The organism is Microlunatus aurantiacus (assembly GCF_039536605.1).
Taxonomy (GTDB): domain Bacteria; phylum Actinomycetota; class Actinomycetes; order Propionibacteriales; family Propionibacteriaceae; genus Microlunatus; species Microlunatus aurantiacus.
Genome location: NZ_BAAAYX010000014.1, coordinates 96,062 through 122,377 on the forward strand (window position 1 = coordinate 96,062; position 26,316 = coordinate 122,377).

The window sequence follows — 26,316 nt, forward strand, 5'->3', positions numbered from 1 at the left end:
CGTGGTCGAGGTCCTGGGTGACACCTACGCCGCCCTCTGGGGTGGCATCGTCACCACGCTGGCGATCACCGCGGTGGCCTTCGTGGGGGCGGTGGTCATCGGGGTGGTGGTGGCCGTCTTCCGGGTCAGCCCGATCCCGCCGCTGCGGGTGCTCGGGGCGGTGTACGTCGAGCTGTTCCGCAACATCCCGCTGCTCAGCCTGCTCATCCTGACCGCCTACGGGCTGCCGTACGTCGGCGTGGACCTCTCCCTGTTCACCACCGCCGTCGTCTGTCTGATGCTCGTGTCCGCCTCGTTCGCCTGCGAGGCCGTGCGGGCCGGCATCAACGGCGTCCCGGTCGGGCAGGCCGAGGCGGCCCGGGCGATCGGCATGACGTTCACCCAGTCGCTGAGCACGGTGATCCTGCCCCAGGCGCTGCGCACGATGGTCCAGCCGCTGGTGAACATCTTCATCGGGGTGGCGCTTGGGTCGTCGATGGCGGCCGCCGTGGCCGTCCCCGAGCTGACCTACACCGCGCAGCAGATCGGCAACCAGACGGCGGAGTCGATGCTGCTGTTCCTGATCAGCGCGGCCGTCTACATCGTCATCGCCCTTCTCGGTGGCGCCACCGGGTCGGTGCTGGAGCGTCGGCTGGCGGTGCAGCGGTGAGTCGGCCGATCGCCACCCGGGTGCTGTTCGACGAACCGGGACCGCGGGGACGGGCCCGGATCCGGGTGCTGACCGTGCTGATCTGTCTGGTCGTGGCGGCCGGGCTGGTCTGGTCGTACCTGGCCCTGTCGGCCAGTGGAGAGCTGGCCTGGCCCAAGTGGAAGCCGTTCGTGCAGCAGTGGGCCGTCTGGTTCCTGCTCGACGGTCTGCGGGGAACGCTGCTGGTGACCGCGATCGCGGCGGCGGTCTCGTTCCCGCTCGGCACCCTGCTGGCCGTCGGCCGGGCTGGCGAGGTGAGCGTGCTGCGCTGGCTCTGCACCCTCTACATCGAGGTGTTCCGCTCCGTGCCGACCCTGCTGCTGGTCTACGTCTTCCTCTTCGCCCTGCCGGGGCTCGGCCTCAACCTGCCGATCGCGGGCAAGCTGATCGTGCCGATCATCCTGATCAACGCCGCCGTCATCGCCGAGATCGTCCGGGCCGGCATCGCCGCCCTCGACCGCGGCCAGCAGGAGGCGGCGGCAGCGGTGGGTCTGACCCGGGGCCAGACCATGCGGCTGGTCCTGCTGCCGCAGGCGATCAGGTTGGTGGTCCCGTCCCTGGTCACCCAGCTGGTGGCGATCGTCAAGGACTCCACGATCGGGTACGTGGTGTCGTACCCGGAGCTGATGAAGCAGGCCAACACGCTGGCCAACAACACCAAGCTGCTGCTGCAGTCGTTCCTGGTGGTGAGCCTGATCTACGTGGCGATCAACTTCGCCCTCACCCGGCTCGCCGTGGCGCTGGAGGCCCGGATCGGCCGGGTCGGCTCCCACCGTGGCCGTAGTGGCCGTAGCGGGAGCGAGCAGGCGGTGCTCGAGCAGGTCGAGCTGCCGGCCGCCGTCGCCCCACGGTGATCCCGGGCACGGGAACGGGGAAAGGGTCGCGTGACGCCGGACCGGCGTCAGGCCTTCAGATGGCGACCGAAGAACTTCTCGATCCGACCCCAGGCATGGGCGGCGGCCTCCGGGTCCGGCCCGACGTGGGCGATCTTCATCAGCGGGCGGGCCAGCACCGGTCCGACGGCGGCGTCGTTGAGGAACGAGTGGCCGGCGGTCCGGTAGATCTTCAGGTCGTAGTCGATGCCCTGACCCTCCAGGGCGGCGGCCAGGCGGGGGACCGCAGCACTCATCCGGTCCTTGGCGCCGTAGCTGCCGACGATCGGGCAGGCTCCCCGGAGCACCTCGTCGACGTCGGCGGGGATCATCCCGTAGTTCACCGCGGCGGCGTCGAAGCCGTCCGCGGCCGCCACCAGGGCGAAGCCGCCACCCATGCAGAACCCGATCACGCCGACCTTGCCGTTGCACTCCCGCTGCTCGGCCGTCCAGTCCCGCGCCTGGGAGATCACCTCGAACGGCCGCCCCTGGCGAGCCGTCAGCGCCTGGAAGGCACGCTTCATGCAGCCGAACCGCGATCCCTCACCCAGCAGGTCGGGGGCGACCACCAGATAACCCGCCGAGGCGAGCCGGTCGGCCTGGCGGCGGAGCACGTCGGTGATGCCAAAGACCTCGTGCAGCATCACCACCCCCGGCCACCGTCCGGCTCCGATCGGTCGACTGACCACCGCGCGCCGGTCGCCGATGGTCACGTCCTCGGACTGGGTCTCCATGGCCGCACCGTACGCCCGTGGTGAAGCGCGAGGTCGCCGCTGCCTGGCATGCACGGGGGAGTGGCAGATTCCTCGGCACCTGACCAGCCCTGGGCCTGAAGATTCCGTCGACTGACGGAATGTTCGGCACCGGACCGGCCCTGGGCCTGAAGATTCCGTCGACTGGCGGAATGCTCGGCACCCGACCGGCCCCGGGTCTGAAGATTCCGTCGACTGACGGAATGTTCGGCACCTGACCGGCCCCGGGCCTGGAGATTCCGTCGACTGACGGAAACTCGGCACCGGAGCTTGCCCTGGGCCCACGGAGTCCGTCGACTGACGGAATGTTCATTTTGCGGTCCGGTCCTGGCTGCGCGCGGCGCGATCTCGCCGGTTTCGTCTCCGCGCCCGGCGTCTGGCAGAATGGGCTGCGCTTCTGTGTCGTGTGGTGCCCTCTCATCGCCGTTCGACACGGAACCATCCGATGTCGTCGGCCGGTGTCCCACGCCGAAAGACGATGTCACCCGTACTGACTGGGTCCTAACCACCCAGGCACACCACACAGGAGTATCCACACACGTGGCTGTCAAGATTCGTCTGAAGCGTCTGGGCAAGATCCGGTCGCCGCACTACCGCATCGTCGTCGCCGACTCCCGGACCAAGCGGGACGGTCGCGCGATCGAGGAGATCGGCAAGTACCACCCCAAGAACGACCCGTCGGTCATCGAGGTCGATTCCGAGCGCGCGCAGTACTGGCTGTCCGTCGGCGCCCAGCCGACCGAGGCCGTCGTCGCGCTGTTCAAGCGGACCGGTGACTGGCAGGAGCACTCCGGGGACACCTCGCCCTCCGGCGTGCAGCCGCAGCGGGAGAAGAAGAACAAGCTCGACGCCTTCAACGCCGCTCTCGCCGAGGCGGGCAACGAGCCCAGCTCGTCGGCCACCTCGACCAAGAAGTCGAGCAAGGACGCGGCCGAGCCCGAGGCTGCCACCGAGTCCAGCGAGGCCTGAGCATGCTGGACGACGCCCTCGAGCACCTGGTGCGCGGCATCGTCTCGCACCCGGACGAGGTCCGGGTCCGGGACAAGCAGCTGCGACAGGGACGCATGCTCGAGGTGCGGGTGAACCCGTCCGACATCGGCAAGGTCATCGGCCGCTCGGGTCGCACCGCCACGGCGCTGCGCACGGTGGTGGGTGCCCTCGCGGGCGGCCAGTCCGTCCGGGTCGACTTCGTCGACGTGGACAAGCCGCAGCAGCAGCGCCACGGTCGACGCTGACCGTCGTCAGCAGCAGTCGTTCGACACGAACGCCCCGGAACCCGACAGGGTCCGGGGCGTTCGCCTGTCCCGACCACGGCTCCGTGCGACGCTGGGCGCCGGGCGAGCAGGAAGAGCGGAGGAACTGTGAGTGACACCGTCGAGGTGATCGTCGGCATCGTCGGCCGGGCCCATGGCATCAAGGGCGAGGTCGGCATCGACGTCCGCACCGATGAGCCGGATCGCCGGTTCGTCCCCGGAGCCGTGTTGGGTCGCGAGGGCGGCGGGTCCGAGCTGACCGTCGAGTCGGCCCGGGACCACAGTGGCCGGTTGCTCGTCCGCTTCCGGGGACATCCCGACCGGACCGCCGTCGAGACGTTGCGCGGCACGGTGCTCGTCGTCCAGGTCGACGCCACCGCGCGTCCCGACGACGAGGAGGAGTACTACGACCGGCAGCTGACCGGTCTGCGTGTGCTCGACGCCGTCGGCGCCGAGGTGGGCCGGGTCGCCGACGTCATCCACCTGCCCGAGCAGGACATGCTGGAGATCCGGACGGAGGCCGGCCCCCGGTTGGTGCCGTTCGTCCGCGCGCTGGTGCCCGAGGTCGATCTCGGTGCCGGCACCGTCCGGCTGGCCGACGTGCCCGGTCTGCTGACCGACCTGGACGACACGCCGGCCGAGCAGCCGGGACCGGACGCTGCGCCCGAGGGCGACGCGTGATGCAGCTCGACGTCGTCACGCTGTTCCCCGACTACCTCGAGCCGCTGCGCCTGTCCCTGGTCGGACGGGCGATCGAGCGCGGCACGGTCCGGCTGGCGGTCCACGACCTGCGGGACTGGACCCACGACCGCCACCGGACCGTCGACGACACCCCGTACGGCGGTGGGGCCGGCATGGTGATGCGGCCGGAGCCGTGGGGCGAGTGCCTGGACACCCTGGTCCCCGAGCCCGCCCACGACACGGGCGGGCCGCGGCTCGTCGTGTTCACGCCGTCTGGTCGTCGGTTCGACCAGCGGCTGGCCGACGAGCTCGCCGGCGAGGACCGGCTGATCCTGGCCTGCGGTCGCTACGAGGGCATCGACGCCCGGGTGGTGCCGTACGCCCGGACCCGGATGCGGGTCGACGAGGTGAGCCTGGGGGACTACGTGCTGAACGGCGGTGAGGCCGCCGCCCTGGTGGTGATCGAGGCCGTCGTCCGGCTGCTGCCGGGGGTGATCGGCAACCCCGAGTCGCTGGCCGAGGAGTCGCACTCCGCCGGCCACGACCACCTGCTCGAGTACCCGATCTACACCAAACCACCGTCCTGGCGCGGCCTGGACGTGCCGGAGGTGCTGTTCTCCGGTCACCACGGTCAGATCGCGGCCTGGCGTCGGGACCGGGCGCTGGAGCTGACCGCGGAGCGGCGCCCCGATCTGCTGCCGGACGACCGGCGCGGCGAGTTCGCGATCGCCGCGGCGGTGGCTGCCGATGCCGGGGAGCTGTTGACGCTCCAGCGGGCGGCGTACGTCACGGAGGGTCGGCTGCACGACTCCTTCGACTTCCCCCCGCTCACCGACGAGCTGGGGGACGTCGAGCAGCTGATCGCCGACACCACCTGCCTGGTCGCCCGCCGGGGCGGCCGGCTGGTCGGCTCGGTGTTCGGTCGACGCGAGGCCGACGGCAGCTGGTTCGTCGGCCGGCTGATGGTGGCACCGGACCTGCAGGGGACCGGTCTCGGACGCCGGCTGCTGGACCTGATCGAGGACGCCGCGCCGCCCGGCACCCCGCGGTCGGTGCTCGTCACCGGGGCCCTGAGTGCGTTCAACCGGGCGTTCTACACCCGGCGCGGCTACCGCGTCGTGGGGGAGGAGATCCGCGGTTCGGTGCCGATCGTGGTGATGGAGCGACGCCGCGACTGAGTCGTGGATCGGCCCTGCCCGACGGTCGACGGCGGCCCGGGGTGTGGTCGGCACCACAGCGTCCCCTGCATCCGGTCCGCCGCTCGTGTGAGATCGACCACCAGGGTTCTGCGGGTCCCGCGGAAAACACCAGTTGGCAGGGTGGCCTTACCTGTGTTCGGCGAGGAAAGGGATCTAGGGTGACGGTGTGGCGACGACTTCCCTGACCCGGTCACAGCTGGCCGCTCGGTCGACTGTGGCGATGAAGGCCGTGATGGCGGTCAGCGGGTTGATCATGATCGGCTACCTGCTGGCGCACATGTACGGCAACCTCAAGGTGTTCGCGGGCCAGCAGGCCTTCGACGACTACGCGCACCACCTGCGCACCCTGGGCGAGCCGATCCTCCCGTACGGCGGTGCGCTGTGGATCATCCGCATCGTGCTGCTCGTCGCCGTCGTCGCCCACGCCTACTCCGCGATCGCGCTGTGGCGCCGGGACCGGGCGGCGCGCGGGGGGACCACCCGCTACGCCAGCAGCAGGGCCAAGCGCGGGGTCCAGCGGTCGTACGCCTCGTTCACCCTGCGGTGGGGCGGCATCATCATCATCCTGTTCGTGATCTACCACCTGCTGCACCTGACCTGGAACGTCTCGGCGCCCGGTGGCGCCTCGGCCAGCCCGTACGAGCGGCTGATCAACGGCTTCTCGATCTGGTGGCTGGTGCTGGCCTACACCATCGCCATGCTGGCGGTGGGGCTGCACCTTCGGCACGGCGTCTGGAGCGCCCTGACCACCCTCGGGGCGAACACCAGCCCCCTGGCTCGGCGCCGACTCAACCTGCTCGCCTACGCGGCCACGATCGTGATCACCGGCGGGTTCCTCCTCATTCCCTTCTCGATCCTGTTCGGAGTGGTCAGCTGATGAGTGACGTGATCAACTCGGTCGACGCGGACGCCGTCTACACCGAGGGCGACCCGATCGCCGACACCAAGGCCCCGGCCGGCCCCATCGAGAAGCGGTGGGACGAGCGCCGGTTCAACGCGAAGCTGGTCAACCCGGCCAACCGCCGCAAGCTCTCGGTGATCATCATCGGCACCGGTCTCGCCGGCGCCTCGGCCGCCGCCACCCTCGGTGAGGCCGGCTACCAGGTCACCAGCTTCTGCTACCAGGACTCCCCGCGCCGGGCCCACTCGATCGCGGCCCAGGGCGGCATCAACGCGGCCAAGAACTACCGCAACGACGGCGACTCGATCTACCGGCTCTTCTACGACACGGTGAAGGGCGGCGACTTCCGCGCCCGCGAGTCCAACGTCTACCGGCTGGCCCAGACCAGCGTGGAGATCATCGACCAGTGCGTCGCGCAGGGCGTCCCCTTCGCCCGGGAGTACGGCGGCCTGCTCGACAACCGCTCCTTCGGTGGCGTGCAGGTGTCCCGCACCTTCTACGCCCGCGGCCAGACGGGCCAGCAGCTGCTGATCGGGGCGTACCAGGCCCTGGAGCGCCAGATCGCGGCCGGCACGGTGAAGATGCACACCCGGCACGAGATGCTGGAGCTGATCGTGGCCGACGGCAAGGCCCGCGGCGTGGTCATCCGGGACATGGTCTCCGGCGAGATCGAGACCCACTACGCCGACGCCGTGGTGCTGGCCTCCGGCGGCTACGGCAACGTGTTCTACCTGTCCACCAACGCGATGGGCTGCAACGTCACCGCCACCTGGCGGGCCCACCGCAAGGGCGCCTACTTCGCGAACCCCTGCTACACGCAGATCCACCCCACGTGCATCCCGGTGTCGGGGGAGTACCAGTCGAAGCTGACGCTGATGAGCGAGTCGCTCCGCAACGACGGCCGGATCTGGGTGCCGAAGTCGGGCGAGGACAAGCGCGCCGCTCCGGACATCCCCGAGGACGAGCGCGACTACTACCTGGAGCGGATCTACCCGGCCTTCGGCAACCTGGTGCCCCGGGACATCGCCTCCCGGGCCGCCAAGAACGTCTGCGACGAGGGTCGTGGCGTGGGCCCGGGCGGGCTGGGGGTCTACCTGGACTTCGCCGACGCGATCTCCCGGTTGGGCCGCAAGGCCGTCGAGTCCAAGTACGGCAACCTCTTCGACATGTACGCCCAGATCACCGGCGAGAACCCGTACGAGACGCCGATGCGGATCTACCCGGCGGTGCACTACACGATGGGCGGGCTCTGGGTCGACTACGACCTGCAGTCCTCGATCCCCGGCCTGTACGTCACCGGCGAGGCCAACTTCTCCGACCACGGGGCGAACCGCCTCGGCGCCAGCGCCCTGATGCAGGGTCTGGCCGACGGCTACTTCGTGCTGCCGAACACCATCAACGACTACCTGTCCGCCGGTCCGTTCGAGAAGGTCGACGACTCCCACCCGGCGGCGCAGGAAGCCGTGGCCTCGGTCAAGGGCCGGATCGAGAAGTTCCTGTCCATCAACGGATCCCGGACCGTCGACTCCTTCCACAAGGAGCTCGGCCACATCATGTGGGACTACTGCGGCATGGAGCGGACCGAAGAGGGTCTGCGCAAGGCGATCACCCGGATCCGCGAGCTCAAGCAGGAGTTCTGGTCCGACGTGCGGGTGCTGGGCACCAACGACGAGCTCAACCAGGCGCTGGAGAAGGCCGGCCGGGTGGCCGATTTCATCGAGCTCGGCGAGCTGATGTGCATCGATGCGCTCGTCCGGCGCGAATCATGTGGTGGGCACTTCCGGGCAGAGTCGCAGACCGAGGACGGCGAGGCGCTCCGGCACGACGACGAGTATGCCCACGTGTCGGCCTGGGAGTGGGGCGGTGAGGGCGGCAAGCCCGTGCTGCACAAGGAGCCCCTCGTGTACGAGTACGTCGAGATGAAGCAGCGCAGCTACAAGTGATGATCCTCCGGGCGAGCACAAGCGATTGGAGCGCCGACGCTGTCATGACGAGTGAGTCGAGCGGACACGCTTTTCGTCTGCGAGCGAATGAGGAAGACAGCGTCATCGGGCGCGCATTGAGCGCGAGCCAGGAGGGAAAGAAATGAATATCACTGTCCGTGTCTGGCGTCAGTCCGGACCCGAGGCCGCCGGGAAGATGGTCTCCTACGAGGTCCCCGACGTGAGTGAGCACATGTCCTTCCTGGAGATGCTCGACGTGCTCAACGAGCGGCTCACGATGGAGGGTGACGACCCGATCGCCTTCGACCACGACTGCCGTGAGGGCATCTGCGGTGCCTGCGGCGTCGTGATCAACGGCACGGCCCATGGTCGAGCCGACTCCGCGGTGGCCACCACCACCTGCCAGCTGCACATGCGTTCGTTCTCCGACGGCGACACGATCGACGTCGAGCCGTGGCGGGCCGAGCCGTTCCCGGTGATCAAGGACCTCGTGGTTGACCGGGGCGCCTTCGACCGGATCATCCAGGCCGGCGGCTACATCTCCGCGCCGACGGGCACCGCCCCGGACGCCCATGCCGCTCCGGTGCCCAAGGCCGCCGCTGACCACGCCTTCGACGCGGCCACCTGCATCGGCTGCGGTGCCTGCGTGGCGGCCTGCCCGAACGGTTCGGCGATGTTGTTCACCGCGGCCAAGGTGACTCACCTCGGTCTGCTGCCCCAGGGGCAGCCGGAGCGCAAGTCGCGGGTCGTCGGCATGGTTCACCAGCACGACGAAGAGGGCTTCGGCGGCTGCACCAACATCGGCGAGTGCACAGCTGTGTGCCCGAAGGGCATCCCGTTCGAGACCATCTCGCGGCTCAACCGCGATCTGCTCGGCGCGATGCTGAACCCGCAGACCTGAGCCTCGGTCCCACCAACCTAGGCAGGGACCGGTGACACCCGGTCCCGCCCGGGCACAGGGATGGCAGGGCGGAGTCGGTGGCGGGTCTCGGGGCGCTACTGCGCGAGCTTGAGGGCACTCTCCTCGACCAGGATCAGCTGCGGGTTGATGAAGTCGCCGTCGGAGTCGTCGAAGCTGCCGGGGGTGTCCTCCCCCCAGCTCAGGCTGATGGTGATCATCAGCCGGTCCTTGACCTGGGTGACCCCGGCGCTCTCCCACCACAGACGCTCGGCGTCGGTCTCCCCGGGCCTGACGTAGGCCACCATGCCCGCCTGCGCGCTGCCACCCTCGGCATCGAGGGTGGTCAGCTTGAGACTCTGCCCGGTGTCGATCGAGTACCCCTTCTCGTCGAGGGTCCCGGGGCAGTTCTTGATCCAGCCCGCGTACCGGGCCCGGGCCGCGGTGGCCGCCGCCGCGTCGGGGAACTGCAGAGCCTGGGTGTAGATGATGGGTTGGCCCTTCAGCGGGCTCTTCGGGTACGGGTCCAGCTCGGGGTCGGTGACCTCGTAGCCGAAGTTCCGGGTGACCATGGCCGTGGCCCCGAGGGAGGCCAGCCCGTCGCCGGGGAGACAGACGTAGCTCTGGTTCGTGGTGCGGCCCACGCCGTCGGGTGTCTCCACTGCCGTCTGGTACGAGGGATCGAGGTAGACAACCTCCGTGGTCAGCAGGTTGGTGGCCGTCACCGATCGACCCGGGGTCACCGGGGACGAGCTGCCCGGACCGGTGCTGCCGGACCCCTGGCCCGGGCCGGGCGTCGAGGTGCCCGCGGTCGGGGACTCGGACCCGTTGCCGCCATCCGGCGGGGTCGCAGGTCCCGGGGTGCCGCAGCCGGCCAGGACGAGCGCGGCCAGGACGCCGGCCACCGCTGAGCTCCGCCGGGAGCGGACGGGCGCGGCGTGCCGCGCCCCCCGGACGGCCACCGCCACGGGGGCGGGGGAGTGGTCGGCCATGGGCGTCCTCTCGTCGGTGTACAGCACCAGGATGCTCCTCCGAGCGCTCCGGTGGGTCCATCCTCGGGCCGTCCGGGTGATCCGGCGCGCAGGACGCCGATCGCGCGTGTCCCTGCGGCCGCCGCGGCGGCCGGAAAGGGAAGACGGGGGCCGCAAAACGGTTGAACGGGCGTCGGGAGGCCGACTAGCCTGACCGGTGTTCCCGTCGAGAGGTTGACGCCCGTGTCCCTGTGAGTCGCTGACCCCCGCAGCAGCGCCGTGCCCGTGCACCGCTGCTCACCCGTCATCCCCGACTCCTGGAGCACGCATGCCGTCCCTCGTCTGTCACCACCTCCGCTTCGACTGGCCGAACGGCGAACCGGTGTTCGCCGACCTCGACGCCACCTTCCCCGACGGGCTGACCGGGCTGGTCGGTCGCAACGGGTCCGGCAAGTCGACGCTGTTGCGGATCATGGCCGGCGACCTGGTGCCGACGGCCGGCTCCGTCTCCGGGCCCGAGCGGATCGCGTACCTGCCGCAGCAGCTGGTCCTGCACGCCGACCGCACGGTCGCCGACGTGCTCGGGGTCGAGCGGGGGCTGCGCGCCCTGGAGCGGGTGACGGCCGGCGCGGGGACCGACGACGACTTCGAGGCGATCGGTGACCGCTGGGACCTGGAGGCCGAGCTCACCGCCACGGTCGAGCGGCTGGGCTTCGTCGACCTCGATCTGACCCGCCGGATCGGGACCGTGTCCGGGGGAGAGGCCGTGCTGCTGGCGCTGGCCGGCCTCCTGCTCGGCGAACCCGACGTGCTGCTGCTCGACGAGCCGACCAACAACCTGGACCGGCGGGCCCGTGGGCTGCTGACCGAGGCCGTCCGCCGGTGGCGTGGTCCGGTGATCCTGGTCAGCCACGACCGCGAGCTGCTGGAGACCGTCGACCACGTGGCCGAGCTCCGGGAGGGCGGGCTCCGCGTCTTCGGCGGTACCTACTCCGCGTACGCCGAAGCGCTCGCCGTCGAGCAGGAGGCCGCCCAGCGCGCCGTCCGCAGCGCGGAGGGTGACCTCAAGCGGCAGCAACGAGAGCTGCTCGAGATGCGCATCAAGCTGGACCGGCGGCAGCGGTTCGCCAAGTCGCAGGCCGGCAACGTGCCGCCGATCGTGGCCGGGGCCAAGAAGCGGGCGGCCCAGGTGTCGGCGGGCAAGCTGAGCGGCGGGCACGAGGCCGATGTGGCCCAGGCCCGTCGCCGGCTGGAGGACGCCGAGGACGCGGTCCGCGACGACGACGTCATCCGGATCGACCTGAGCCGGACGGCCGTGCCGGCCGGTCGGGACGTGCTGCTGCTGGACGGGGTCGTGCTGCGCAACGGCGCCCGGGTCGACACCCAGCTGCGGGGTCCCGACCGGATCGCCGTGGTGGGCCCGAACGGCTCCGGCAAGACGACGTTGATCGACACCGTGGTCGGCACGATCCCCGCGGTCGACGGTCGGGTCGACCTCCGGGTGCCGACCCGGCTCCTGCCCCAGCGGCTGACCGGGCTCGACGACAGCGACACCGTGCTGGCCGGGGTCTCCCGCCTCGCCCCGACCGCCGACGACAACACGCTGCGGGCCGAGCTGGCCCGCTTCCTGCTCGACGCCGAGACGGTCGTCCGTCCGGTGGGCAGCCTGTCCGGGGGCGAGCGCTTCCGCGCCAGCCTGGCCGCCCTGCTGCTCGCTGAACCGGCCCCTCAGCTGCTGATCCTGGACGAACCGACCAACAACCTCGACCTCGACAGCGTCGCCCAGCTCACCGCCGCCCTCAACGCCTACCAGGGCGCCCTCCTCGTCATCAGCCACGACGAACCCTTCCTCACCGACCTCCACCTCACCGCTCGCCTCGACCTCACCACGTCCCCCGCCACCGTCACCCCGACCTCGTGAGGCGCTGCACGGCCGGTCCTGGCCCGTCGGGTCGACCCCGAGTCCCGTACGCGTGGCGCACACCACTCCCAGCCCTCCGAACAGCTGTGGGCGACCAGGGGAGGTCGGCCGCGCCCACCCGTACGGCAGAAACCGCAAGATCGAGCGCCACGGCACGAGCGGTTCGGTCGGGGGTGGGGTCGAAGGACCTGGACGGGCCTGGCGGGAGCCCGAGCCTGCGAGGGCGGATGGTCGTCCGAGACCCCCCACCCCCGTCCGAACCGCGGACCAAGCCGCACAGAGCTCGACCACGACGATTTCTGCCCGTACGGTCACGTGTGGCAGACTTGCTCGGGTTGCCTACAGGTCGTGACTCCTGCCGTGGGGGGATCGTTCAGGACCGTGGGCCCATCGGAACTCCACACGACTCGGTGACCTACGGCACTGGCGAGGAAACAACATGAGCAAGCTGATCGACGCGATCGACTCCCAGTCCCTGCGGGACGACATCCCCGCCTTCCGACCCGGTGACTCCGTCAAGGTGCACGTCAAGGTCGTCGAGGGCAACCGCTCCCGGATCCAGGTCTTCGCCGGCGTGGTCATCTCCCGTACGGGTGACGGCATCCGCCAGTCCTTCACCGTCCGCAAGGTGAGCTTCGGGGTCGGTGTCGAGCGGACCTTCCCGCTGCACAGCCCGATCATCGACAAGATCGAGGTCGAGCGCCACGGCGACGTGCGCCGCGCCAAGCTGTACTACCTCCGCGGTCTGCGCGGCAAGGCTGCGAAGATCAAGGAGAAGCGCGACCGCTGATGCGTCGCGGTTCGTGGGCGACCACGAACCGCACGCTCCCGGCTGTCGCCCGACAGCAGCTGGTTGGGGCGACCCCGGGACCGAAGGACAGACATGGTGAACGACCGTGGTGCGCGGCGCGCCCGGGACACCCCGGCGAGTCCCGGCACCGCAGCGGCCGACGACCTGTCGATCCTCCCGTCCAAGGGGCGCCAGTCCTTCGGCCACCATGCCGGCGCCTTCGCGCGCGAGCTGCTCGCCGTCGTCATCGGCGCGGTGATCGTGGCCTCCCTGCTCCGGGGCTTCGTCGGCCAGATGTTCATCATCCCGTCGATCTCGATGCAGAACACGTTGCAGATCGACGACCGGGTGGTGGTCGAGAAGCTGAGCTCGGTCAAACGTGGCCAGGTCGTCGTGTTCGCCAACCCCGGTGGCTGGCTCAGCGGAGTCCAGCCGACCGAGCGGGGTCCGGTCGGACGGGCGCTGGAGTTCGTGGGCGTGCTCCCCGACACCAGCACCGAGCACCTGATCAAGAGAGCCGTCGGCATGCCCGGCGACCACGTCGTCTGCTGTGACACCAAGGGCCGGATCACGGTCAACGACGTTCCGCTGGACGAGTCGACCTACCTGTTCCGGTCGCCCGGCGGCGTGGTCGCGGATCCGTCGCAGATCCGCTTCGACGTGGTCGTACCGGCGGACCGGATCTTCGTGCTCGGCGACAACCGCGGTTCCAGCCGTGACTCCCGCTGCCACCTGAACGACACCGGGGCCGGGGCGATGAAGGGTGAGAACGCGTTCGTCCCCCTCGACCTGGTGGTCGGCCGGGCGGTCGCGGTCGCCTGGCCGGTCGGCGATGCGCACCGGTTGACGGTCCCGGCGACGTACGCTGGCGTGCCGGTGCCGGTCGAGCCGGCTCCGCTGCGTCCGGTGGTCAGGGCCGGACCCGAGGCCAGCTGTTGAGGCTCCGGCGCGTACGCCACAGAGGTCCAGTCCGAGGATGAAGGGGAGTCGGTGAGCAGCGAGACGACCACTCGACCTCAGCGCGGTGGCAGCCGGTTCGGTTCCTTCGTGCGTGAGCTGCTGATCGTGGTGGTCGGCGCCCTGGTGGTGTCCTCGCTGCTGCGGGCGTTCGTCGGGCAGATGTTCATCATCCCGTCGGAGTCGATGGAGAACACCCTGCTGGTCGGGGACCGGGTGGTGGTGCAGAAGATCTCCGACGTGCAGCGCGGCGACGTCGCGGTCTTCGAGGATCCCGGCGGCTGGTTGGACAGCGAGCCGGCGGGGGAGCCCGGGCCGCTGGACAAGGTGCTGGAGTTCATCGGCTTTCCCACCGCGAGCAGCCCGGAGCACCTGATCAAGCGGGTGATCGGCATGCCCGGTGATCGGGTCGTCTGCTGTGACGCCGACGGACGGATCACCGTCAACGGCAAGCAGCTGGACGAGACCAGCTACCTCTACACCGATCCGGACGGGATCCAGGTCGCGCCCTCCGACATCGCCTTCGACGTCACGGTCCCGGCCGGCCGGCTGTTCATGATGGGCGACCACCGCGACCTGAGCGCAGACTCGCGCTGCCACCTGTCGGACCTGTCGTTGGGCGGACCGAAGGGCTCGGTCGCGTTCGTCCCGCTGGACAAGGTCGTCGGGCCGGCGTTCGCCATCGCGGCTCCGCTCGGCCGGGCCCAGGTCCTGCACCGCCCAGCCACCTTCGCGCCCGTCCCGGCGCCGTCCGAGCCCGCCCCGGCTCAGGCGGTGATCACACCCGAGGACGTGACCTGCTGATGGCCACGACGACTCCGACGGTCCGGGTCCGGCGGGACAGCGGTCTGTACGGCTACGAGCGGGCCCTATCCCGGGTGGGTCTGGCCCCGGTGGCCGGCGCCGACGAGGCCGGTCGCGGCGCCTGCGCCGGTCCGCTGGTGGCCGCCGCTGCGATCCTCGCCGACTCCCGATCCCGGCCGATCAGCCTGCTGCGGGACTCCAAGCTGCTGTCCGCGGCCCAGCGCGAGCGCGCGTACGCCGAGATCACCCGCAAGGCCCTCGCCTGGTCAGTGGTGATCATCGAGCCGGGGGAGTGCGACCGGTTGGGCATGCACGTCGCCAACGTCGAGGCCCTGCGCCGGGCCCTGCACCGGCTCGAGGTCCGGGCGACCTACGCGCTGACCGACGGGTTCCCCGTCGACGGGCTCGGGGTGCCCGGTCTGGCCGTGTGGAAAGGCGACCGGGTGGCCGCCTGCGTCGCTGCGGCGTCGATCATCGCCAAGGTGACCAGGGACCGGATCATGTGCGAGCTGGACGAGGTCCACCCCGAGTACGGCTTCAAGATCCACAAGGGCTACTGCACGCCTCTGCACCAGGAACGGCTGGACGCGTACGGGCCGTCGGCCACGCACCGGATGCGATTCGAGAACGTGTCCCGGACGGCTAGTGTCGAGGGCCGCGGCGCTAGAGTCGAGACGTCATGAGGAAAGAGCAGGGACAGGTGTGAGCGCGGAAGACCTCGAGCAGTACGAGAGCGAGCTGGAGCTGCAGCTCTACCGCGAGTACAAGGACGTGGTCGGCATCTTCACCTACGCCGTGGAGACCGAACGCCGCTTCTACCTGTGCAACGCGGTCGACCTGAAGGTCCGCTCCGAAGGGGGCGACGTCTACTACGAGGTGTCGATGGCGGACGCCTGGGTGTGGGACATGTACCGCCCGGCCCGCTTCGTGAAGAGCGCCAAGGTCCTCACCTTCCGAGACGTCTCCATCGAGGAGATCGCGCACAGCGACCTCGAGGTCCCCAAGCCCAGCTGATCGTCCGGCTTCCGCGGGGCCTGGATTGAGCCGTCTGAGTTGAGCCATCCGCTGCTGGGTTGACCGTTCTCGACTTCCGAGTGGGTTCCGGTGGCTGGGGCGGTGCTGGGTTGACCGTTCTCGACTTCCGGGTGGTTTCCGGTGGCTTCGCCAGCCTCCGGGTCGTCCGTTCTCGGCTCCGCCACGACATCCGGTCCGCCCCTCGTCCGCCGCCTCGCCCCGTGCCCGTGCGCACCTCGTGCTCGGCGCCCGCCGTACCGACGTCTGACGCGGACCCGCTGCAGTTATCCACAGATCTGACGTCCCCCGACCGTCATCCACAGATTTCCGATCACCCCGGTCGTTTTCGGCCGACGTCCCCAGTGTGGAGGTGACGAGGGAGGTCGATGTGACGGTGCGACGGACGCGCAACGAGATCGGGGCACTGGGGGAGGCCCTGGCCGTGCTCGAGCTGGAGGAGCAGGGGCTGGAGATCCTGGACCGCAACTGGTCGTGCCGCTGGGGTGAGCTCGACGTGGTGGCGCTGGATCGCACCGGGGGTCGGCGGACGGCGGTGTTCTGTGAGGTGAAGTGCCGCACGGGACGCAGCTACGGCGATCCCCTGGAGTCCATCACCCACGCCAAGGTGCGGCGGCTCCGCCAGCTGGCGGCGGAGTGGATGAGCCAGCACACGCTGCCCGTGGACGGGATGCGGCTGGATGCCATCGGCGTCCTGCTGCAGCACGACCAGCGGCCGGTGCTCGTCCACGTCACCGGGATCGGCGACCAGTGAGTCTCGCCTGCGCGTACGCGGTCGCGCTGGTCGGTCTCGACGGCCGGATCGTCGAGGTGGAGGCTCACACCGGACCGGGTCTGCCGCGCACGATCTTGGTCGGGCTCCCCGACACGTCGCTGTACGAAGCGCGCGACCGGTGCAAGGCGGCCGTGCACAGCAGTCGGCAGAGCTGGCCGAACACGCTGCTGACCATCAACCTCTCCCCGGCCACCCTGCCGAAGCAGGGGAGCGGGTACGACCTGGCCATCGTGACGGCCGTGCTGGCCGCCGCGGACGTGGTCAAGGCGGTCGAGCTCCGCGACACCGTGCTGCTCGGCGAGCTCGGTCTCGACGGCCGGGTCCGGCCGGTCCGTGGGGTCCTGCCGGCCACGCTCGCCGCTGCCCAGGCCGGCTTCCGTCGGGTGATCGTCCCCTATCGACAATCGGGGGAGGCGCAGCTGGTCGACGGTGTCGAGGTCCTCGGGGTGGCGTCGCTGGCGCAGCTGATCGCGGTGCTGCAGCACGAGCCGGTCCCCGACGCGGAGCCGGTCGACCTGGCACCCCCGATCGACCACCGTTTCAGTCCCGACACGGCCCTCGACCTGGCCGACGTGGCCGGGCAGCTGGAGGCGAAGTGGGCGGTCGAGGTGGCGGCGGCGGGCCGCCACCACCTGCTCTTCACCGGCCCGCCCGGGGTCGGCAAGACCATGCTCGCCGCCCGGCTGCCGGGGCTGCTGCCCGAGCTGAACGTCAACGAGGCCCTCGAGGTCTCCGCGGTGCACTCCCTCGCCGGCTTCGACCTCTCCGACGGGCTCGTGCGACGACCGCCGTACGCCGATCCGCACCACTCGGCGTCGATGGCGAGCATCGTCGGCGGCGGCCCGGGCCTGGCGCGGCCCGGAGCGGTCTCCTGCGCGCATCGTGGAGTGCTGTTCCTGGACGAGGCGCCGGAGTTCTCGGTCAAGGTGCTGGAGGCCCTGCGGGTGCCGTTGGAGTCGGGCGTCATCAACCTCCACCGCAGTCACGGTCTGACCCGCTACCCGGCCCGCTTCCAGCTCGTGCTGGCCGCCAACCCGTGTCCCTGCGGCCAGTCGGGCACGGTCGGGGCGACGTGCCTGTGCCCGCCGATGGCCGTCCGGCGCTACACCGCCAAGTTGTCCGCGCCGATCCGCGACCGGGTCGACATCACCCAGCACTTCCGCCCGCTCAAGCGGCACCAGCTGAGGGCGACGCTGGCCCAGGGTGAGTCCAGCGCCTCCGTGGCGGAGCGGGTGGAACAGGCCCGCGACCGCCAGGAGCGGCGGCTGGCCGGCACCGGTTGGCACGCCAACAGCGAGGTGACGGGTGCGTACCTCCGACATCACCTGCCGCAACCGGACGGGCTGCACCTGCTGGACCGAGCGGCCGAGCGAGGACTGCTGACCCCGCGGGGGATCGACAAGGCGTGGCGGGTGAGCTGGACGATCGCCGACCTGGTCGGCAAGGACAAGCCCGGGGTCGACGAGATCGGCATCGCCCTGGCCATGCGGCAGGGCGACCAGCTCGGCGCACGGAACGCTGACCGGGAGGTGTCATGACCGTCGCGAGCCACCACGCCGCTGACTCCCCCGGGAGGCCGACCGCGCGGGTGAACGCCACCACGCCGACGGCGCCACCCCCGGCCGCTCGGGACCGGACCGAGCGGCTGGCCCTGAGCTGCGTCATCGAGGGTGGAGAGCCGGCGGTGGCGGAGGTGACGGCGATCTCCGGGGCGAGCGCCGCATGGCAGCAGGTCCGTGACGGGCGCTTCGGCGAGGGCCTGGCCGAGCGGGCCGCCCAGCTCGACCTGGACCGCGTGCTGAGCCGGGCCGCTCGGAGCCGCTGCCGCTTCGTCGTGCCGGGGGACGACGAGTGGCCCGAGCGGCTCGGCGACCTGCGCTACTGCGACGAGGTCCAACGACGGGGCGGGGTCCCGTTCGGGCTGTGGCTGCGCGGTCCCGGCCACCTCGCCCGGCTCGCCGAACGGTCGGTGGCAGTGGTCGGATCACGCACCGCGACCCCGTACGGGACGACGATCGCGACCGATCTCGGCGCGGAGCTGGCCGAGACCGGCTTCACGGTGGTCTCCGGTGGTGCGTACGGGATCGACACCGCCGCCCACCAGGGAGCGCTGGCCGCGGCCGGACCGACGATCGCGGTGGTGGCCAACGGGGTGGACGTCGCGTATCCGCAAGGCAACCGGAAGCTGTTCGACTGGGTGGCGGAGCACGGGCTGATCGTCTCCGAGCTCGCCCCCGGCACGCACCCCAGCCGGGTCCGCTTCCTGGCCCGGAACCGGTTGATCGCCGCCCTGAGCGTCGGCACCGTCGTGGTCGAGGCCGCCCTCCGCTCCGGCGCCCGCAACACCGCCAGCTGGGCGTCGGGCTGCGGGCGGGTGCTGATGGCCGTGCCCGGTTCGGTCGAGTCGGCGATGTCGGCGGCTCCGCACCTGATGATCCGCAACGGTCAGGCCGTCCTGGTCAGCAACGCGGCCGAGGTCCGGGAGCTGGTCTCCGAGTCGGGTCAGGCGACCCTGCCGATCCCGTCCGGACCGGTCCGCGAGACCGACGCCCTTGATCCCGTCCGGCTGTCGGTGTACGAGGCCGTCCCGGCCCGGCGTCGGGTCGGCGCCGGTGAGATCGCCCTCGCCGCCGGCGTCTCCGTGCCGACCGCCCTCGCCCAGCTCGGGGCTCTGGAGGACGTGGGTCTCGTGGTCTCCGATGACGAGGGGTGGCGGGCGGTGGTCCGGCGCTGACATCGGCCCTCGAAGCAACGAACGTCTCTGACTGACGATCGCCGTTACCGAAGCAGAAGGGTCACGATGAGCACACGAAAGGTCGGCGTCGCCGGGCCCCGGCGACGCCTCCACCTGGCCACGTCAGCCGTCTGTCGCGAGTGCCTTCAGGAAGTCGCGTCGCAGCCGACTTTGTCTCACTGTCTGCCCTACTGGCTTATCGGGCACTCGAACCGGCAAAGGTCTCCGCCTGATCGGGTTCAGCGAGCCCCCTCCAAGAAGTCCTTCAACAGCGGCCCCGCCGTCTTCGATCCTGACTGCCCGGTGTTCACGAAGACCGCGACCGCCAGGTCGCCCTGGGCGGCGATCATCCAGGCGTGGGTCTTGAGCGGGTCGGCGTTGCCGTACTCGGCGGTGCCGGTCTTGGCGATCACGCCAGGACCGGGGAGGTCGGCCAGGCTCCGGCCGCTGCCCTCGGTGACCACGGCCCGCATCATCGACGTCAGCGACTTCGCTTCGTCGGCGGTCAACGGGGCGGCGATGGTTTTCGCCGTCTCCCCGTCGACGAGCACGGGGATGACCGTCCGGCCGCCGCTGACCGAGGCGGCGACCGCAGCCATGGCCATCGGCGAGGCCAGCACCGTCCCCTGCCCGATCATGGCGGCGGCACCGCCGGTGCCGGAGGCGTCGTTCGGCACCTCACCGAAGAAGGACGGGAAGCCGGTGTCGTAGTCCGCGCCCAGGCCGAGGGACGCGGCGGCCTGGGCCAGGTCACCGTCGTCCAGCTCGGTCCGTGACCCGATGAAGGCGGTGTTGCAGGACTGGGCGAGGGCGGTCTTCAGCGTGATGGTGCCGAGCCGGCTGCTCGGGTAGTCGCTGTAGTTCTTGAACCGGCGGCCGTCCACGGTGAGCGTCTCGGGGCACTTCACGTTCGACGACGGCTTCACTCCCGCCCGCAGCAGGGCCAGCGCCGACACGACCTTGAAGGTCGACCCGGGGGCGGCCTGGCCGGTCGTGGCGATGTTCTGGTCCTTGTTGCCCGGGCCGTTGGCAGCGGCGAGCACCGCGCCGGTGGAGGGGCGGATGGCCACGATGGCACTCGCCGGCTTGGTATCCGCCAGAGTCTCCTCGGCCAGCTCCTGGAGGAAGACGTTGAGCGTCAGGCGCAGGTCCTTGCCGGCCACCGGCTTGGCTTCGAACACCGTCACCGGGGCAGTGGGGCTGGCACTGCTGCTGGGAGAGTCCGACGGCGCGGCGGAGGGCGACCCCGGACCGGCGGACGGGGACGGCGACGCCGAGGACGAGCCGGAGGTCAGCGGCAGCAGCCGCACCTGCACGCCGGGCGTCCCCCGCAGCGTGGTGTCGTAGCGCTTTTGCAGTCCGGACAGGCCCACGTCGTCACCGGCCACCACAGCCCCGTCCGAGCCGTCGACGATCTCCTTCGTGGCCTGACCGACCGTGCCGAGGATCGGCCGGGCGAAGTCACGGGTCGGGGCCAGCACCTGCTCGCTCTGGATCGGCAGCGCGCCCTTGATCGCGAACACGTCGGCGTTGCTGGGGCGGTCGTCGTCCGTCGCGCGGTAGGTGATGGCCTCCACGAAGGCGTCGTCGCCGGCCGCGGCCACCTTCTTGACGTACGACGCCGGGTCGATGTCCACCAGCTTCGCCAGCCTGGTCGCCGCGGCCGTGGCCGCCTCGCCGTCGACCACCGTCTTGTCGATCCCGATCCGGACCACCGGGCGCAGCTTGGCGATCACGTCGTCGCCCTCGCCGAGCACCTCCCCGCGACCGGCGGTCACCCGCCGCTGGCTGAGCCGGTTCGAACCGTTCAGCTGCGGTTCGACCGCCGAGGCCTGCCAGGCGGTCTTCCACCGTCCCGCGTCGTCCTGCAGCTGCGCGGTCGAGGTGTACGTCCACTTCTGCGGCACACCGGGGAACGTCCAGCTGACGTCGAGCGTCGCCGTCGCCGCCGAGCCCGAGCGGTCCACCTCGTTGACGCTGACCGCCGGGGTGACCGGGCCCATCCCGCGGACGAGGGTCTGGAAGGACGCGTTCACGTCGGCACTGCCCGCGGCCACGAACTCGACGCCGGTGAGGTCCTTCTTGGTCAGACCGGCTGCGAGCTCGGCCGCGGCGCGCTCGGGGGTGTCCCCGTTCGGGGTGGGCAGGCCGCCGCCCGTGCACCCGGCCAGGAGCAGCGCGAGCGCCAGCAGACCCCCGAGGGCCCACCGGACCCGCCCGCGGGCCCGGGAGCCGTGCCGCCGAGCGACCTCTGATCTGTCGTCACCTGAACCGAACATCCCGGTCATCCTGCCACCGGGTCGCGGCTGACCCCGGGACCGCACCGGGGGCGTCGCCCGGACGGGTCGGTTCTCACCAGACCCCCGGTGGAGATGTCAACCCTTGTCCCGACGCCGTGCTTCCACTTGGATGAGGGGGTGAGGCGCCATCAGATCGAGACACCGTTGGGAAGCGGGATCGACCGGGGGATGCACATCGCCACGTACGGTCACTACGGCCGCCCGGTGCTGGTGTTCCCCTCCGAGGCAGGTCGAGCCTGGGACTTCGAGAGCAACGGCATGGTCGCCGCGGTCGCCGATCTGGTGAACGCCGGCCGGGTGAAGCTCTACTGCGTGGACTCCCTCGACGCCGACACGTGGTCGGCCAAGGGCCTGCCGATCGAGGAGCGCGCCCTGCGGCACGAGGTCTACACCCGCTGGCTGACCCACACGGTCGTGCCCTACATCCACGACGACACCACGCCCGGCGCCGAGCTGATCACCACCGGCTGCAGCATGGGTGCCTACCACGCGGTGCACTTCTCCTTCCAGCGAGCCGACCTCGCGCCGCTGGCCATCGGCCTGTCCGGCAACTACGACGTGATGACCTGGCGGTCCTGGGGCGACCGTGGCGACGCCACCTACTTCGCCAACCCCACCGACTACGTCCCCAACCTGCACGGCGACCACCTGGAGTGGTTGCGCAAGCAGCTGTCGATCCTGCTGGTGGTGGGCCAGGGTGCCTGGGAGACCCACCCGACCGGTTCGCTGCCCTCCACCGTGAAGTTCGCCCAGCTGGTGCAGGAGAAGGGCATCCGCTGCGAGCTGGACCTGTGGGGCTACGACGTCAGCCACGACTGGGAGTGGTGGCAGCAGCAGCTGGCGCACCATCTGCCACGCTTCTGCTGAGGTCGCCGCAGGCGGCCGCGGTCCGGCCGTGCACGAACGTTCATCTAGGGAGAGGAGCCGTGGTGTCCGACACCCGTCATCTGATCGGTCTGCTGCTCGGCGCGGAGGAGGACTGGCCACGGGCCTTCGAGGCCATCGTCCAGCGCATCGGCGCCTTCTCGTACGGCAACCAGTCCCACACCCTCGACACCGAGCGGGTGCACATCTCCCCGTTCAACCTGCGGGACCCGGCGCGGCACACGCTGGTGATCGACCGGCTCGCGTACTGGTACTACCACCCACGCGAGTGGCTGAAGAAGGTCGCCCTGATGGACGACGTCTACCTGCTCAACTCTCCTTTCACCTTCCAGTCGATGGAGAAGCACGCCGCCTACTGCGCGCTGATGCGGCTCGGGATGCACGTGCCGGACACGGTGCTGGTGCCCTACAAGAACCCTGTCGACAACACCCGCTGGGCCTACACCTCGCGCAACTACAACGACTCGTTCGACCTGGCCGGTATCGCCGCCGAGATGGGCTACCCGCTGTTCATGAAGCCGTTCGACGGCGGCGGCTGGCGCGGGGTGTCGCGGATCAAGGACGAGGAGGCGCTGGTCGCGGCGTACGACGAGTCCGGCGAGATGCTGATGCACCTGCAGAAGTCCGTCGAGCCGTACGACGTCTTCGCCCGGGCCCTGACCATCGGCCCCGAGACGATGGTGATGCACTTCCGCCCCGACGAGCCGATGCACGACCGTTACGCGGTGGACTACGACTTCCTCTCCCCGGCCGCCGGTCAGGAGGCGATCACCATCGCCCAGACCGTGAACGCCTTCTTCCGCTGGGAGTTCAACTCCTGCGAGATGCTCGTCCAGGGCGACACGGTGCTGCCGATCGACTACGCCAACGCGTGTCCCGACGTGGCCGTCACGTCGCTGCACTACTACTTCCCGTGGGCCATGCGGGCGCTGGTGAAGTGGTCGGCCTTCTGCGCTGCGACCGGTCGCAAGGCCAGTCTCCAGGCCGACCCGGCCCCCTGGTTCGCGGTCGCCGACGATCCTGCCCTCGACTACGGGGCCAAGCTCGGGCACTACCAGCGGCTGGCCGACCAGCACTTCGACACCGAGCGGTACAACGAGTTCTGCGCGACGGCTCTGCCCGACATCGACGACATCGTGCTCGAGTGGGTCTCCTCACCGCACTTCGACCAGATGCTGGTGGACACGGTGACCGCGACCTACCCGGAGAGCGAGCGCGAGCGGTTCCTGGGCCACTTCCGCGGGCTGGTGGGCCTGTGGGTCAGCGACGAGCGGACCCGGCTCTCCCCTCGCGAGTGAGGACGAACGCCGCTCAGCGAGGTCGGCTGTTGCCGTCCAGCAGATCCACGTAGTCGGGATGGGAGGAGATGAACTCGGCCGTGAACGGGCAGCGGGGGACGACGTGGAGACCGCGGTTCCGCGCGTCGTCGAGGGCCGCCTGGGTGACCTGCGCCGCGTAGCCCTTGCCGCGCCACCGGTGCTCGGTGCCGGTGTGGATGACGATCATGGTGTCGCCGCGCAGCACGTAGTCCACGAGGCTGACCAGCTCGCCGTCGTGTCGGCCTTCGTATCGGGAGCGCGCGTCGTTCCTCTCCACCGCCAAGGTGCTCATGGCGGGAGCCTACGCCGTCCGCAACCGGGGTCAATCCCGCTGGTAGGGGCGTGACCCGAGTCTGCCCTCCAACCGGCGGCGGACCTCGGGCCACTCGTCGCTGAGCATCGAGAACTGCACGGTGTCGCGCCAGGACCCGTCCCGGCGGATCCGGTGGTGGCGCAGCACCCCCTCGCGGACGGCACCGAGGCGCTCGATCGCGGCCTGCGAGCGGACGTTGCGGATGTCGGTGTGCCAGACGACCCGCTCCGCCCCCAGGCCGTCGAAGGCACGCTCCAGCATGATCAGCTTGGACGCGGTGTTGACGAAGGTCCGCCAGTGCGGGCGAGCCACCCAGGTGTGCCCGATCGCCAACGCACGAAGGATTGGATCGATCTCGTAGAACGACGTCGATCCCACCAGCTCCCCGGTGGCGTCGAGCCGCTGAGCGTACGCCAGCCGCCGGTGATCATGGACGGCTGCCTCGATGATCTTGGTCGCGTCGGCCAGGTTTGTCGGGGCCGCGAAGGTCAGGTGCGCCACCACCTCGGCCCTCTCCTCCGGCGGCCCGAGCGCGGTCAGGAAGTCCGCTGCGTCACCGACCACCAGGGGTGTGAGCGTCAGCCCGAAACCCTGCAACTGAAGCGGTTCATGCCAATCCGCCGTCGGCGGGTGCCCTGTGCGCAAGATCACGAGCCGGTTCGTTGACCCACGACGAAGATCCGCCGGAACGGCAGCACCGTCCCGTAGGCCTGCTCCGGGTACGCGTCGCGCAGGCGCTCCTTGTAGTCGGTCTCGAACTGCTCACGGAGATCGTCGGGCAGGGCCTGCAGGACCGGTCGGGCCCCCGTGGCGGAGACCCAGGTGAAGACCGGGTCCTCACCGGTCAGCACGTGGAGGTAGGTGGTCTCCCAGACGTCGACCGTGCAGCCCAGAGCGGTCAGGTCGGCGAGGTAGTCGGCCGGCTCGGACGACGCGGGCCGCAGCACGCCGGCGGTGTGCTCGGCGTACGGGGCGGTGCGGGCCAGCTCGTGCAGCAGGACGTGGCTGGGTTCACCGAAGTTCCCCGGCACCTGGAACGCGATCCACCCGCCGGGGGTCAACCGGTCGACGAGACCCGGGAGCAGATCCCGGTGACCGGGCACCCACTGCAGGGCGGCGTTGCTGATCAGCACGTCGGTGCCGACCTCGGGCCGCCAGTCACGCAGGTCCCGCTCCAGGAAACGGAGGTCGTCGACACCCTTGATGGTGCGGGCCTTCTCGATCATGGCGGGGGAGGAGTCGACGCCGATGATCTCGGCGGTGGGCCAGAGCCGGCTCAACGAAGCGGTCAGCTCGCCGGAGCCGCAGCCGAGGTCGACGACGCGGCGGGGGCGCTCGGCGCCGATCCGGCGGACCAGGTCGCCGTAGGGCCGCGACCGCTCGTCGGCGTACCGCCCGTAGTGCGCAGGATCCCAGTCGTTCATCGGTGCTCCTCGATTGCCCGAGCCCTCGTCGGCTCCCCCTCAGCCTAGTGACCGTAGCCGCGGCGTCCGCGGCGGTCGGGTCTCGGTCCCGCCCGCTAGGTTCGCCGGTATGACAGAGAACGCTGACCAGGCCGCCACCGAGCACGCGGCGGACCGTCGGATCGAGATCCCCACCACCGACGGGCGCATCCCCACCCAGCTCTGGCTGCCGCCGGGCGGCACCGGGCCGGCGGTGGTGGTGTTCCAGGAGATCTTCGGGGTCGGTCGCTACATCCGCGGCCGGTGCGCGGACCTGGCCGCCCTCGGCTACGTCGTGCTGGCGCCGGAGATCTACTGGCGCCTCGGTGTCGTCGCGGTCGACGAGAGCGCCGACGATCTGCTGGAGCAGGGAATGGGATTGATGCAGCGGGTGGACTGGGCGACGGCCGTCGCCGACGGGGTGGCCACGGTGCGGCACGCGAGGGTGCTGACCGAGGTGTCCGGAGGCGTGGGGGCGGTCGGCTTCTGCTTCGGTGGCGGTCTCGCGTTCAACGTGGCCGCGGTGGAACCGCTCGACGCCCTGGTCAGCTACTACGGCTCCGCGCTGCCGCAGCTGCTCCCGCTGGCCCCTGCTGTCGGCGCGCCGAGCCTGCACCACTTCGGCGACGCCGACGCCTTCATCCCGATGGAGACGGTCGCCGAGATCCGGGCGGCCGTCACCGCGCAACCCCAGAACTCGTTCGAGATCCACCCCGGTGCCGGTCACGCCTTCGACAACCCGGCGCCGGCGTTCCACCACGCGGAGGCGTCGGCCCGTGCGTGGGAAAGCACCGTTGCCTTCCTTTCCGACCACCTGCGAGCCGGGGGACGATACGCTACCCAGTGATCTGGGGGTCGGCCGGCGGGCTGGGAGAGGGCCGTCGGC

Annotated in this window: 27 protein-coding genes; 21 read left to right on the plus strand and 6 right to left on the minus strand. The window is 70.5% G+C overall.

The features are described 5' to 3' along the window. Position 1: 1 nt before the first annotated feature. Positions 2-649, plus strand: a complete 648-nt coding sequence (locus tag ABD714_RS17260) for an amino acid ABC transporter permease (protein ID WP_344813681.1) — start codon at positions 2-4, stop codon at positions 647-649. Next, positions 646-1,542, plus strand: coding sequence for an amino acid ABC transporter permease (locus tag ABD714_RS17265; protein WP_344813682.1), 897 nt, complete (start codon positions 646-648; stop codon positions 1,540-1,542). The genes ABD714_RS17260 and ABD714_RS17265 overlap by 4 nt, the downstream gene beginning before the upstream one ends. 47 nt (positions 1,543-1,589) lie before the next feature. Here the strand turns inward: ABD714_RS17265 and ABD714_RS17270 are convergent, their stop codons facing one another. Then, a complete protein-coding gene (locus ABD714_RS17270; protein WP_344813683.1) occupies positions 1,590-2,294 on the minus strand; it encodes a dienelactone hydrolase family protein in 705 nt (234 codons plus the stop codon). Positions 2,295-2,852: 558 nt separating this feature from the next. Between ABD714_RS17270 and rpsP the strand changes: the two genes are divergently transcribed. From rpsP to ABD714_RS17305, 7 genes are all read left to right on the plus strand, one after another. Then, positions 2,853-3,281: a 30S ribosomal protein S16 gene (rpsP, locus tag ABD714_RS17275; RefSeq protein ID WP_344813684.1), complete on the plus strand. Its 429-nt coding sequence runs from the start codon at positions 2,853-2,855 to the stop codon at positions 3,279-3,281. Positions 3,282-3,283: 2 nt separating this feature from the next. Continuing rightward, the gene (locus ABD714_RS17280) at positions 3,284-3,547 is read left to right on the plus strand and encodes an RNA-binding protein (protein WP_344813685.1); all 264 of its coding nucleotides are present in this window, start codon (positions 3,284-3,286) and stop codon (positions 3,545-3,547) included. A gap of 126 nt (positions 3,548-3,673) precedes the next feature. Beyond that, positions 3,674-4,246: a ribosome maturation factor RimM gene (gene rimM, locus ABD714_RS17285; protein ID WP_344813686.1), complete on the plus strand. Its 573-nt coding sequence runs from the start codon at positions 3,674-3,676 to the stop codon at positions 4,244-4,246. Beyond that, a complete protein-coding gene (trmD, locus tag ABD714_RS17290; RefSeq protein ID WP_344813829.1) occupies positions 4,246-5,424 on the plus strand; it encodes a tRNA (guanosine(37)-N1)-methyltransferase TrmD in 1,179 nt (392 codons plus the stop codon). Before rimM ends, trmD begins: the two co-directional genes overlap by 1 nt. Positions 5,425-5,611: 187 nt before the next feature. Continuing rightward, the gene (locus tag ABD714_RS17295) at positions 5,612-6,322 is read left to right on the plus strand and encodes a succinate dehydrogenase cytochrome b subunit (protein ID WP_344813687.1); all 711 of its coding nucleotides are present in this window, start codon (positions 5,612-5,614) and stop codon (positions 6,320-6,322) included. Further along, complete coding sequence (locus ABD714_RS17300; RefSeq protein ID WP_344813688.1) at positions 6,322-8,289, plus strand: fumarate reductase/succinate dehydrogenase flavoprotein subunit; 1,968 nt, start codon at positions 6,322-6,324, stop codon at positions 8,287-8,289. Before ABD714_RS17295 ends, ABD714_RS17300 begins: the two co-directional genes overlap by 1 nt. A 142-nt stretch (positions 8,290-8,431) precedes the next feature. Then, positions 8,432-9,190, plus strand: coding sequence for a succinate dehydrogenase/fumarate reductase iron-sulfur subunit (locus tag ABD714_RS17305; RefSeq protein ID WP_344813689.1), 759 nt, complete (start codon positions 8,432-8,434; stop codon positions 9,188-9,190). A 95-nt stretch (positions 9,191-9,285) separates the two neighbouring features. On the opposite strand, the gene ABD714_RS17310 is transcribed toward ABD714_RS17305, so the two are convergent. Continuing rightward, positions 9,286-10,206 carry a hypothetical protein gene (locus ABD714_RS17310; RefSeq protein ID WP_344813690.1) on the minus strand — a complete coding sequence of 307 codons (921 nt, stop codon included), beginning with the start codon at positions 10,204-10,206 and terminating at the stop codon, positions 9,286-9,288. 280 nt (positions 10,207-10,486) lie between these two features. On the opposite strand from ABD714_RS17310, the gene ABD714_RS17315 reads away from it, so the two are divergent. The 9 genes from ABD714_RS17315 (at position 10,487) to dprA (ending at position 19,171) form a co-directional block, all read left to right on the plus strand. Then, a complete protein-coding gene (locus ABD714_RS17315) occupies positions 10,487-12,079 on the plus strand; it encodes an ABC-F family ATP-binding cassette domain-containing protein (protein ID WP_344813691.1) in 1,593 nt (530 codons plus the stop codon). 439 nt (positions 12,080-12,518) lie between these two features. Continuing rightward, positions 12,519-12,869, plus strand: a complete 351-nt coding sequence (gene rplS, locus ABD714_RS17320) for a 50S ribosomal protein L19 (RefSeq protein WP_344813692.1) — start codon at positions 12,519-12,521, stop codon at positions 12,867-12,869. A gap of 93 nt (positions 12,870-12,962) precedes the next feature. Then, on the plus strand, positions 12,963-13,808 hold the full coding sequence (lepB, locus tag ABD714_RS17325) for a signal peptidase I (protein ID WP_344813693.1): 846 nt from the start codon (positions 12,963-12,965) through the stop codon (positions 13,806-13,808). A gap of 51 nt (positions 13,809-13,859) precedes the next feature. Further along, positions 13,860-14,630: a signal peptidase I gene (gene lepB, locus ABD714_RS17330; RefSeq protein ID WP_344813694.1), complete on the plus strand. Its 771-nt coding sequence runs from the start codon at positions 13,860-13,862 to the stop codon at positions 14,628-14,630. Then, on the plus strand, positions 14,630-15,313 hold the full coding sequence (locus ABD714_RS17335; RefSeq protein ID WP_344813695.1) for a ribonuclease HII: 684 nt from the start codon (positions 14,630-14,632) through the stop codon (positions 15,311-15,313). Before lepB (ABD714_RS17330) ends, ABD714_RS17335 begins: the two co-directional genes overlap by 1 nt. 19 nt (positions 15,314-15,332) lie before the next feature. Next, positions 15,333-15,644 (plus strand): DUF2469 domain-containing protein, encoded by a 312-nt coding sequence (locus tag ABD714_RS17340; protein WP_013862563.1) that lies wholly within the window; start codon positions 15,333-15,335, stop codon positions 15,642-15,644. A 388-nt stretch (positions 15,645-16,032) separates the two neighbouring features. Further along, the gene (locus ABD714_RS17345; protein ID WP_344813696.1) at positions 16,033-16,416 is read left to right on the plus strand and encodes a YraN family protein; all 384 of its coding nucleotides are present in this window, start codon (positions 16,033-16,035) and stop codon (positions 16,414-16,416) included. After that, entirely contained in the window at positions 16,413-17,975 is a 1,563-nt protein-coding gene (locus ABD714_RS17350) for a YifB family Mg chelatase-like AAA ATPase (protein ID WP_344813697.1), read from the plus strand. Before ABD714_RS17345 ends, ABD714_RS17350 begins: the two co-directional genes overlap by 4 nt. After that, positions 17,972-19,171, plus strand: a complete 1,200-nt coding sequence (gene dprA, locus ABD714_RS17355; protein ID WP_344813698.1) for a DNA-processing protein DprA — start codon at positions 17,972-17,974, stop codon at positions 19,169-19,171. The genes ABD714_RS17350 and dprA overlap by 4 nt, the downstream gene beginning before the upstream one ends. Positions 19,172-19,410: 239 nt before the next feature. On the opposite strand, the gene ABD714_RS17360 is transcribed toward dprA, so the two are convergent. Next, complete coding sequence (locus tag ABD714_RS17360) at positions 19,411-21,450, minus strand: penicillin-binding transpeptidase domain-containing protein (RefSeq protein WP_344813699.1); 2,040 nt, start codon at positions 21,448-21,450, stop codon at positions 19,411-19,413. Positions 21,451-21,588: 138 nt separating this feature from the next. Here ABD714_RS17360 and ABD714_RS17365 point away from each other — a divergent pair, with 138 nt between their 5' ends. Together ABD714_RS17365 and ABD714_RS17370 are read left to right on the plus strand one after the other, a co-directional pair. Beyond that, a complete protein-coding gene (locus tag ABD714_RS17365) occupies positions 21,589-22,338 on the plus strand; it encodes an esterase family protein (protein WP_344813700.1) in 750 nt (249 codons plus the stop codon). Between the two features lie 62 nt (positions 22,339-22,400). Further along, on the plus strand, positions 22,401-23,654 hold the full coding sequence (locus ABD714_RS17370; RefSeq protein WP_344813701.1) for an ATP-grasp domain-containing protein: 1,254 nt from the start codon (positions 22,401-22,403) through the stop codon (positions 23,652-23,654). Between the two features lie 13 nt (positions 23,655-23,667). On the opposite strand, the gene ABD714_RS17375 is transcribed toward ABD714_RS17370, so the two are convergent. Genes ABD714_RS17375 through ABD714_RS17385 form a run of 3 tightly spaced genes read right to left on the minus strand, consistent with a single transcriptional unit; the run spans position 23,668 to position 25,412 of the window. Further along, the gene (locus ABD714_RS17375; RefSeq protein ID WP_344813702.1) at positions 23,668-23,967 is read right to left on the minus strand and encodes a GNAT family N-acetyltransferase; all 300 of its coding nucleotides are present in this window, start codon (positions 23,965-23,967) and stop codon (positions 23,668-23,670) included. A 30-nt stretch (positions 23,968-23,997) separates the two neighbouring features. Then, a complete protein-coding gene (locus ABD714_RS17380; RefSeq protein WP_344813703.1) occupies positions 23,998-24,639 on the minus strand; it encodes a GNAT family N-acetyltransferase in 642 nt (213 codons plus the stop codon). Further along, positions 24,636-25,412 carry a trans-aconitate 2-methyltransferase gene (locus tag ABD714_RS17385; RefSeq protein WP_344813704.1) on the minus strand — a complete coding sequence of 259 codons (777 nt, stop codon included), beginning with the start codon at positions 25,410-25,412 and terminating at the stop codon, positions 24,636-24,638. The genes ABD714_RS17380 and ABD714_RS17385 overlap by 4 nt, the downstream gene beginning before the upstream one ends. Positions 25,413-25,521: 109 nt before the next feature. Here ABD714_RS17385 and ABD714_RS17390 point away from each other — a divergent pair, with 109 nt between their 5' ends. After that, complete coding sequence (locus ABD714_RS17390) at positions 25,522-26,277, plus strand: dienelactone hydrolase family protein (protein WP_344813705.1); 756 nt, start codon at positions 25,522-25,524, stop codon at positions 26,275-26,277. Positions 26,278-26,316 lie beyond the last annotated feature (39 nt).

What these genes read in the sequence shown, in the direction of transcription:
- ABD714_RS17300 (WP_344813688.1), top strand. Translation starts at nt 6,322, where the DNA reads ATGAGTGACGTGATCAACTCGGTCGACGCGGACGCCGTCTACACCGAG.
- rplS (WP_344813692.1), top strand. Translation starts at nt 12,519, where the DNA reads ATGAGCAAGCTGATCGACGCGATCGACTCCCAGTCCCTGCGGGACGAC.
- trmD (WP_344813829.1), top strand. Translation starts at nt 4,246, where the DNA reads ATGCAGCTCGACGTCGTCACGCTGTTCCCCGACTACCTCGAGCCGCTG.
- ABD714_RS17315 (WP_344813691.1), top strand. Translation starts at nt 10,487, where the DNA reads ATGCCGTCCCTCGTCTGTCACCACCTCCGCTTCGACTGGCCGAACGGC.
- ABD714_RS17385 (WP_344813704.1), bottom strand. Translation starts at nt 25,412, where the DNA reads ATGAACGACTGGGATCCTGCGCACTACGGGCGGTACGCCGACGAGCGG.
- ABD714_RS17280 (WP_344813685.1), top strand. Translation starts at nt 3,284, where the DNA reads ATGCTGGACGACGCCCTCGAGCACCTGGTGCGCGGCATCGTCTCGCAC.
- ABD714_RS17360 (WP_344813699.1), bottom strand. Translation starts at nt 21,450, where the DNA reads ATGTTCGGTTCAGGTGACGACAGATCAGAGGTCGCTCGGCGGCACGGC.
- dprA (WP_344813698.1), top strand. Translation starts at nt 17,972, where the DNA reads ATGACCGTCGCGAGCCACCACGCCGCTGACTCCCCCGGGAGGCCGACC.
- ABD714_RS17305 (WP_344813689.1), top strand. Translation starts at nt 8,432, where the DNA reads ATGAATATCACTGTCCGTGTCTGGCGTCAGTCCGGACCCGAGGCCGCC.
- ABD714_RS17375 (WP_344813702.1), bottom strand. Translation starts at nt 23,967, where the DNA reads ATGAGCACCTTGGCGGTGGAGAGGAACGACGCGCGCTCCCGATACGAA.
- ABD714_RS17270 (WP_344813683.1), bottom strand. Translation starts at nt 2,294, where the DNA reads ATGGAGACCCAGTCCGAGGACGTGACCATCGGCGACCGGCGCGCGGTG.
- ABD714_RS17390 (WP_344813705.1), top strand. Translation starts at nt 25,522, where the DNA reads ATGACAGAGAACGCTGACCAGGCCGCCACCGAGCACGCGGCGGACCGT.
- ABD714_RS17335 (WP_344813695.1), top strand. Translation starts at nt 14,630, where the DNA reads ATGGCCACGACGACTCCGACGGTCCGGGTCCGGCGGGACAGCGGTCTG.
- lepB (WP_344813693.1), top strand. Translation starts at nt 12,963, where the DNA reads ATGGTGAACGACCGTGGTGCGCGGCGCGCCCGGGACACCCCGGCGAGT.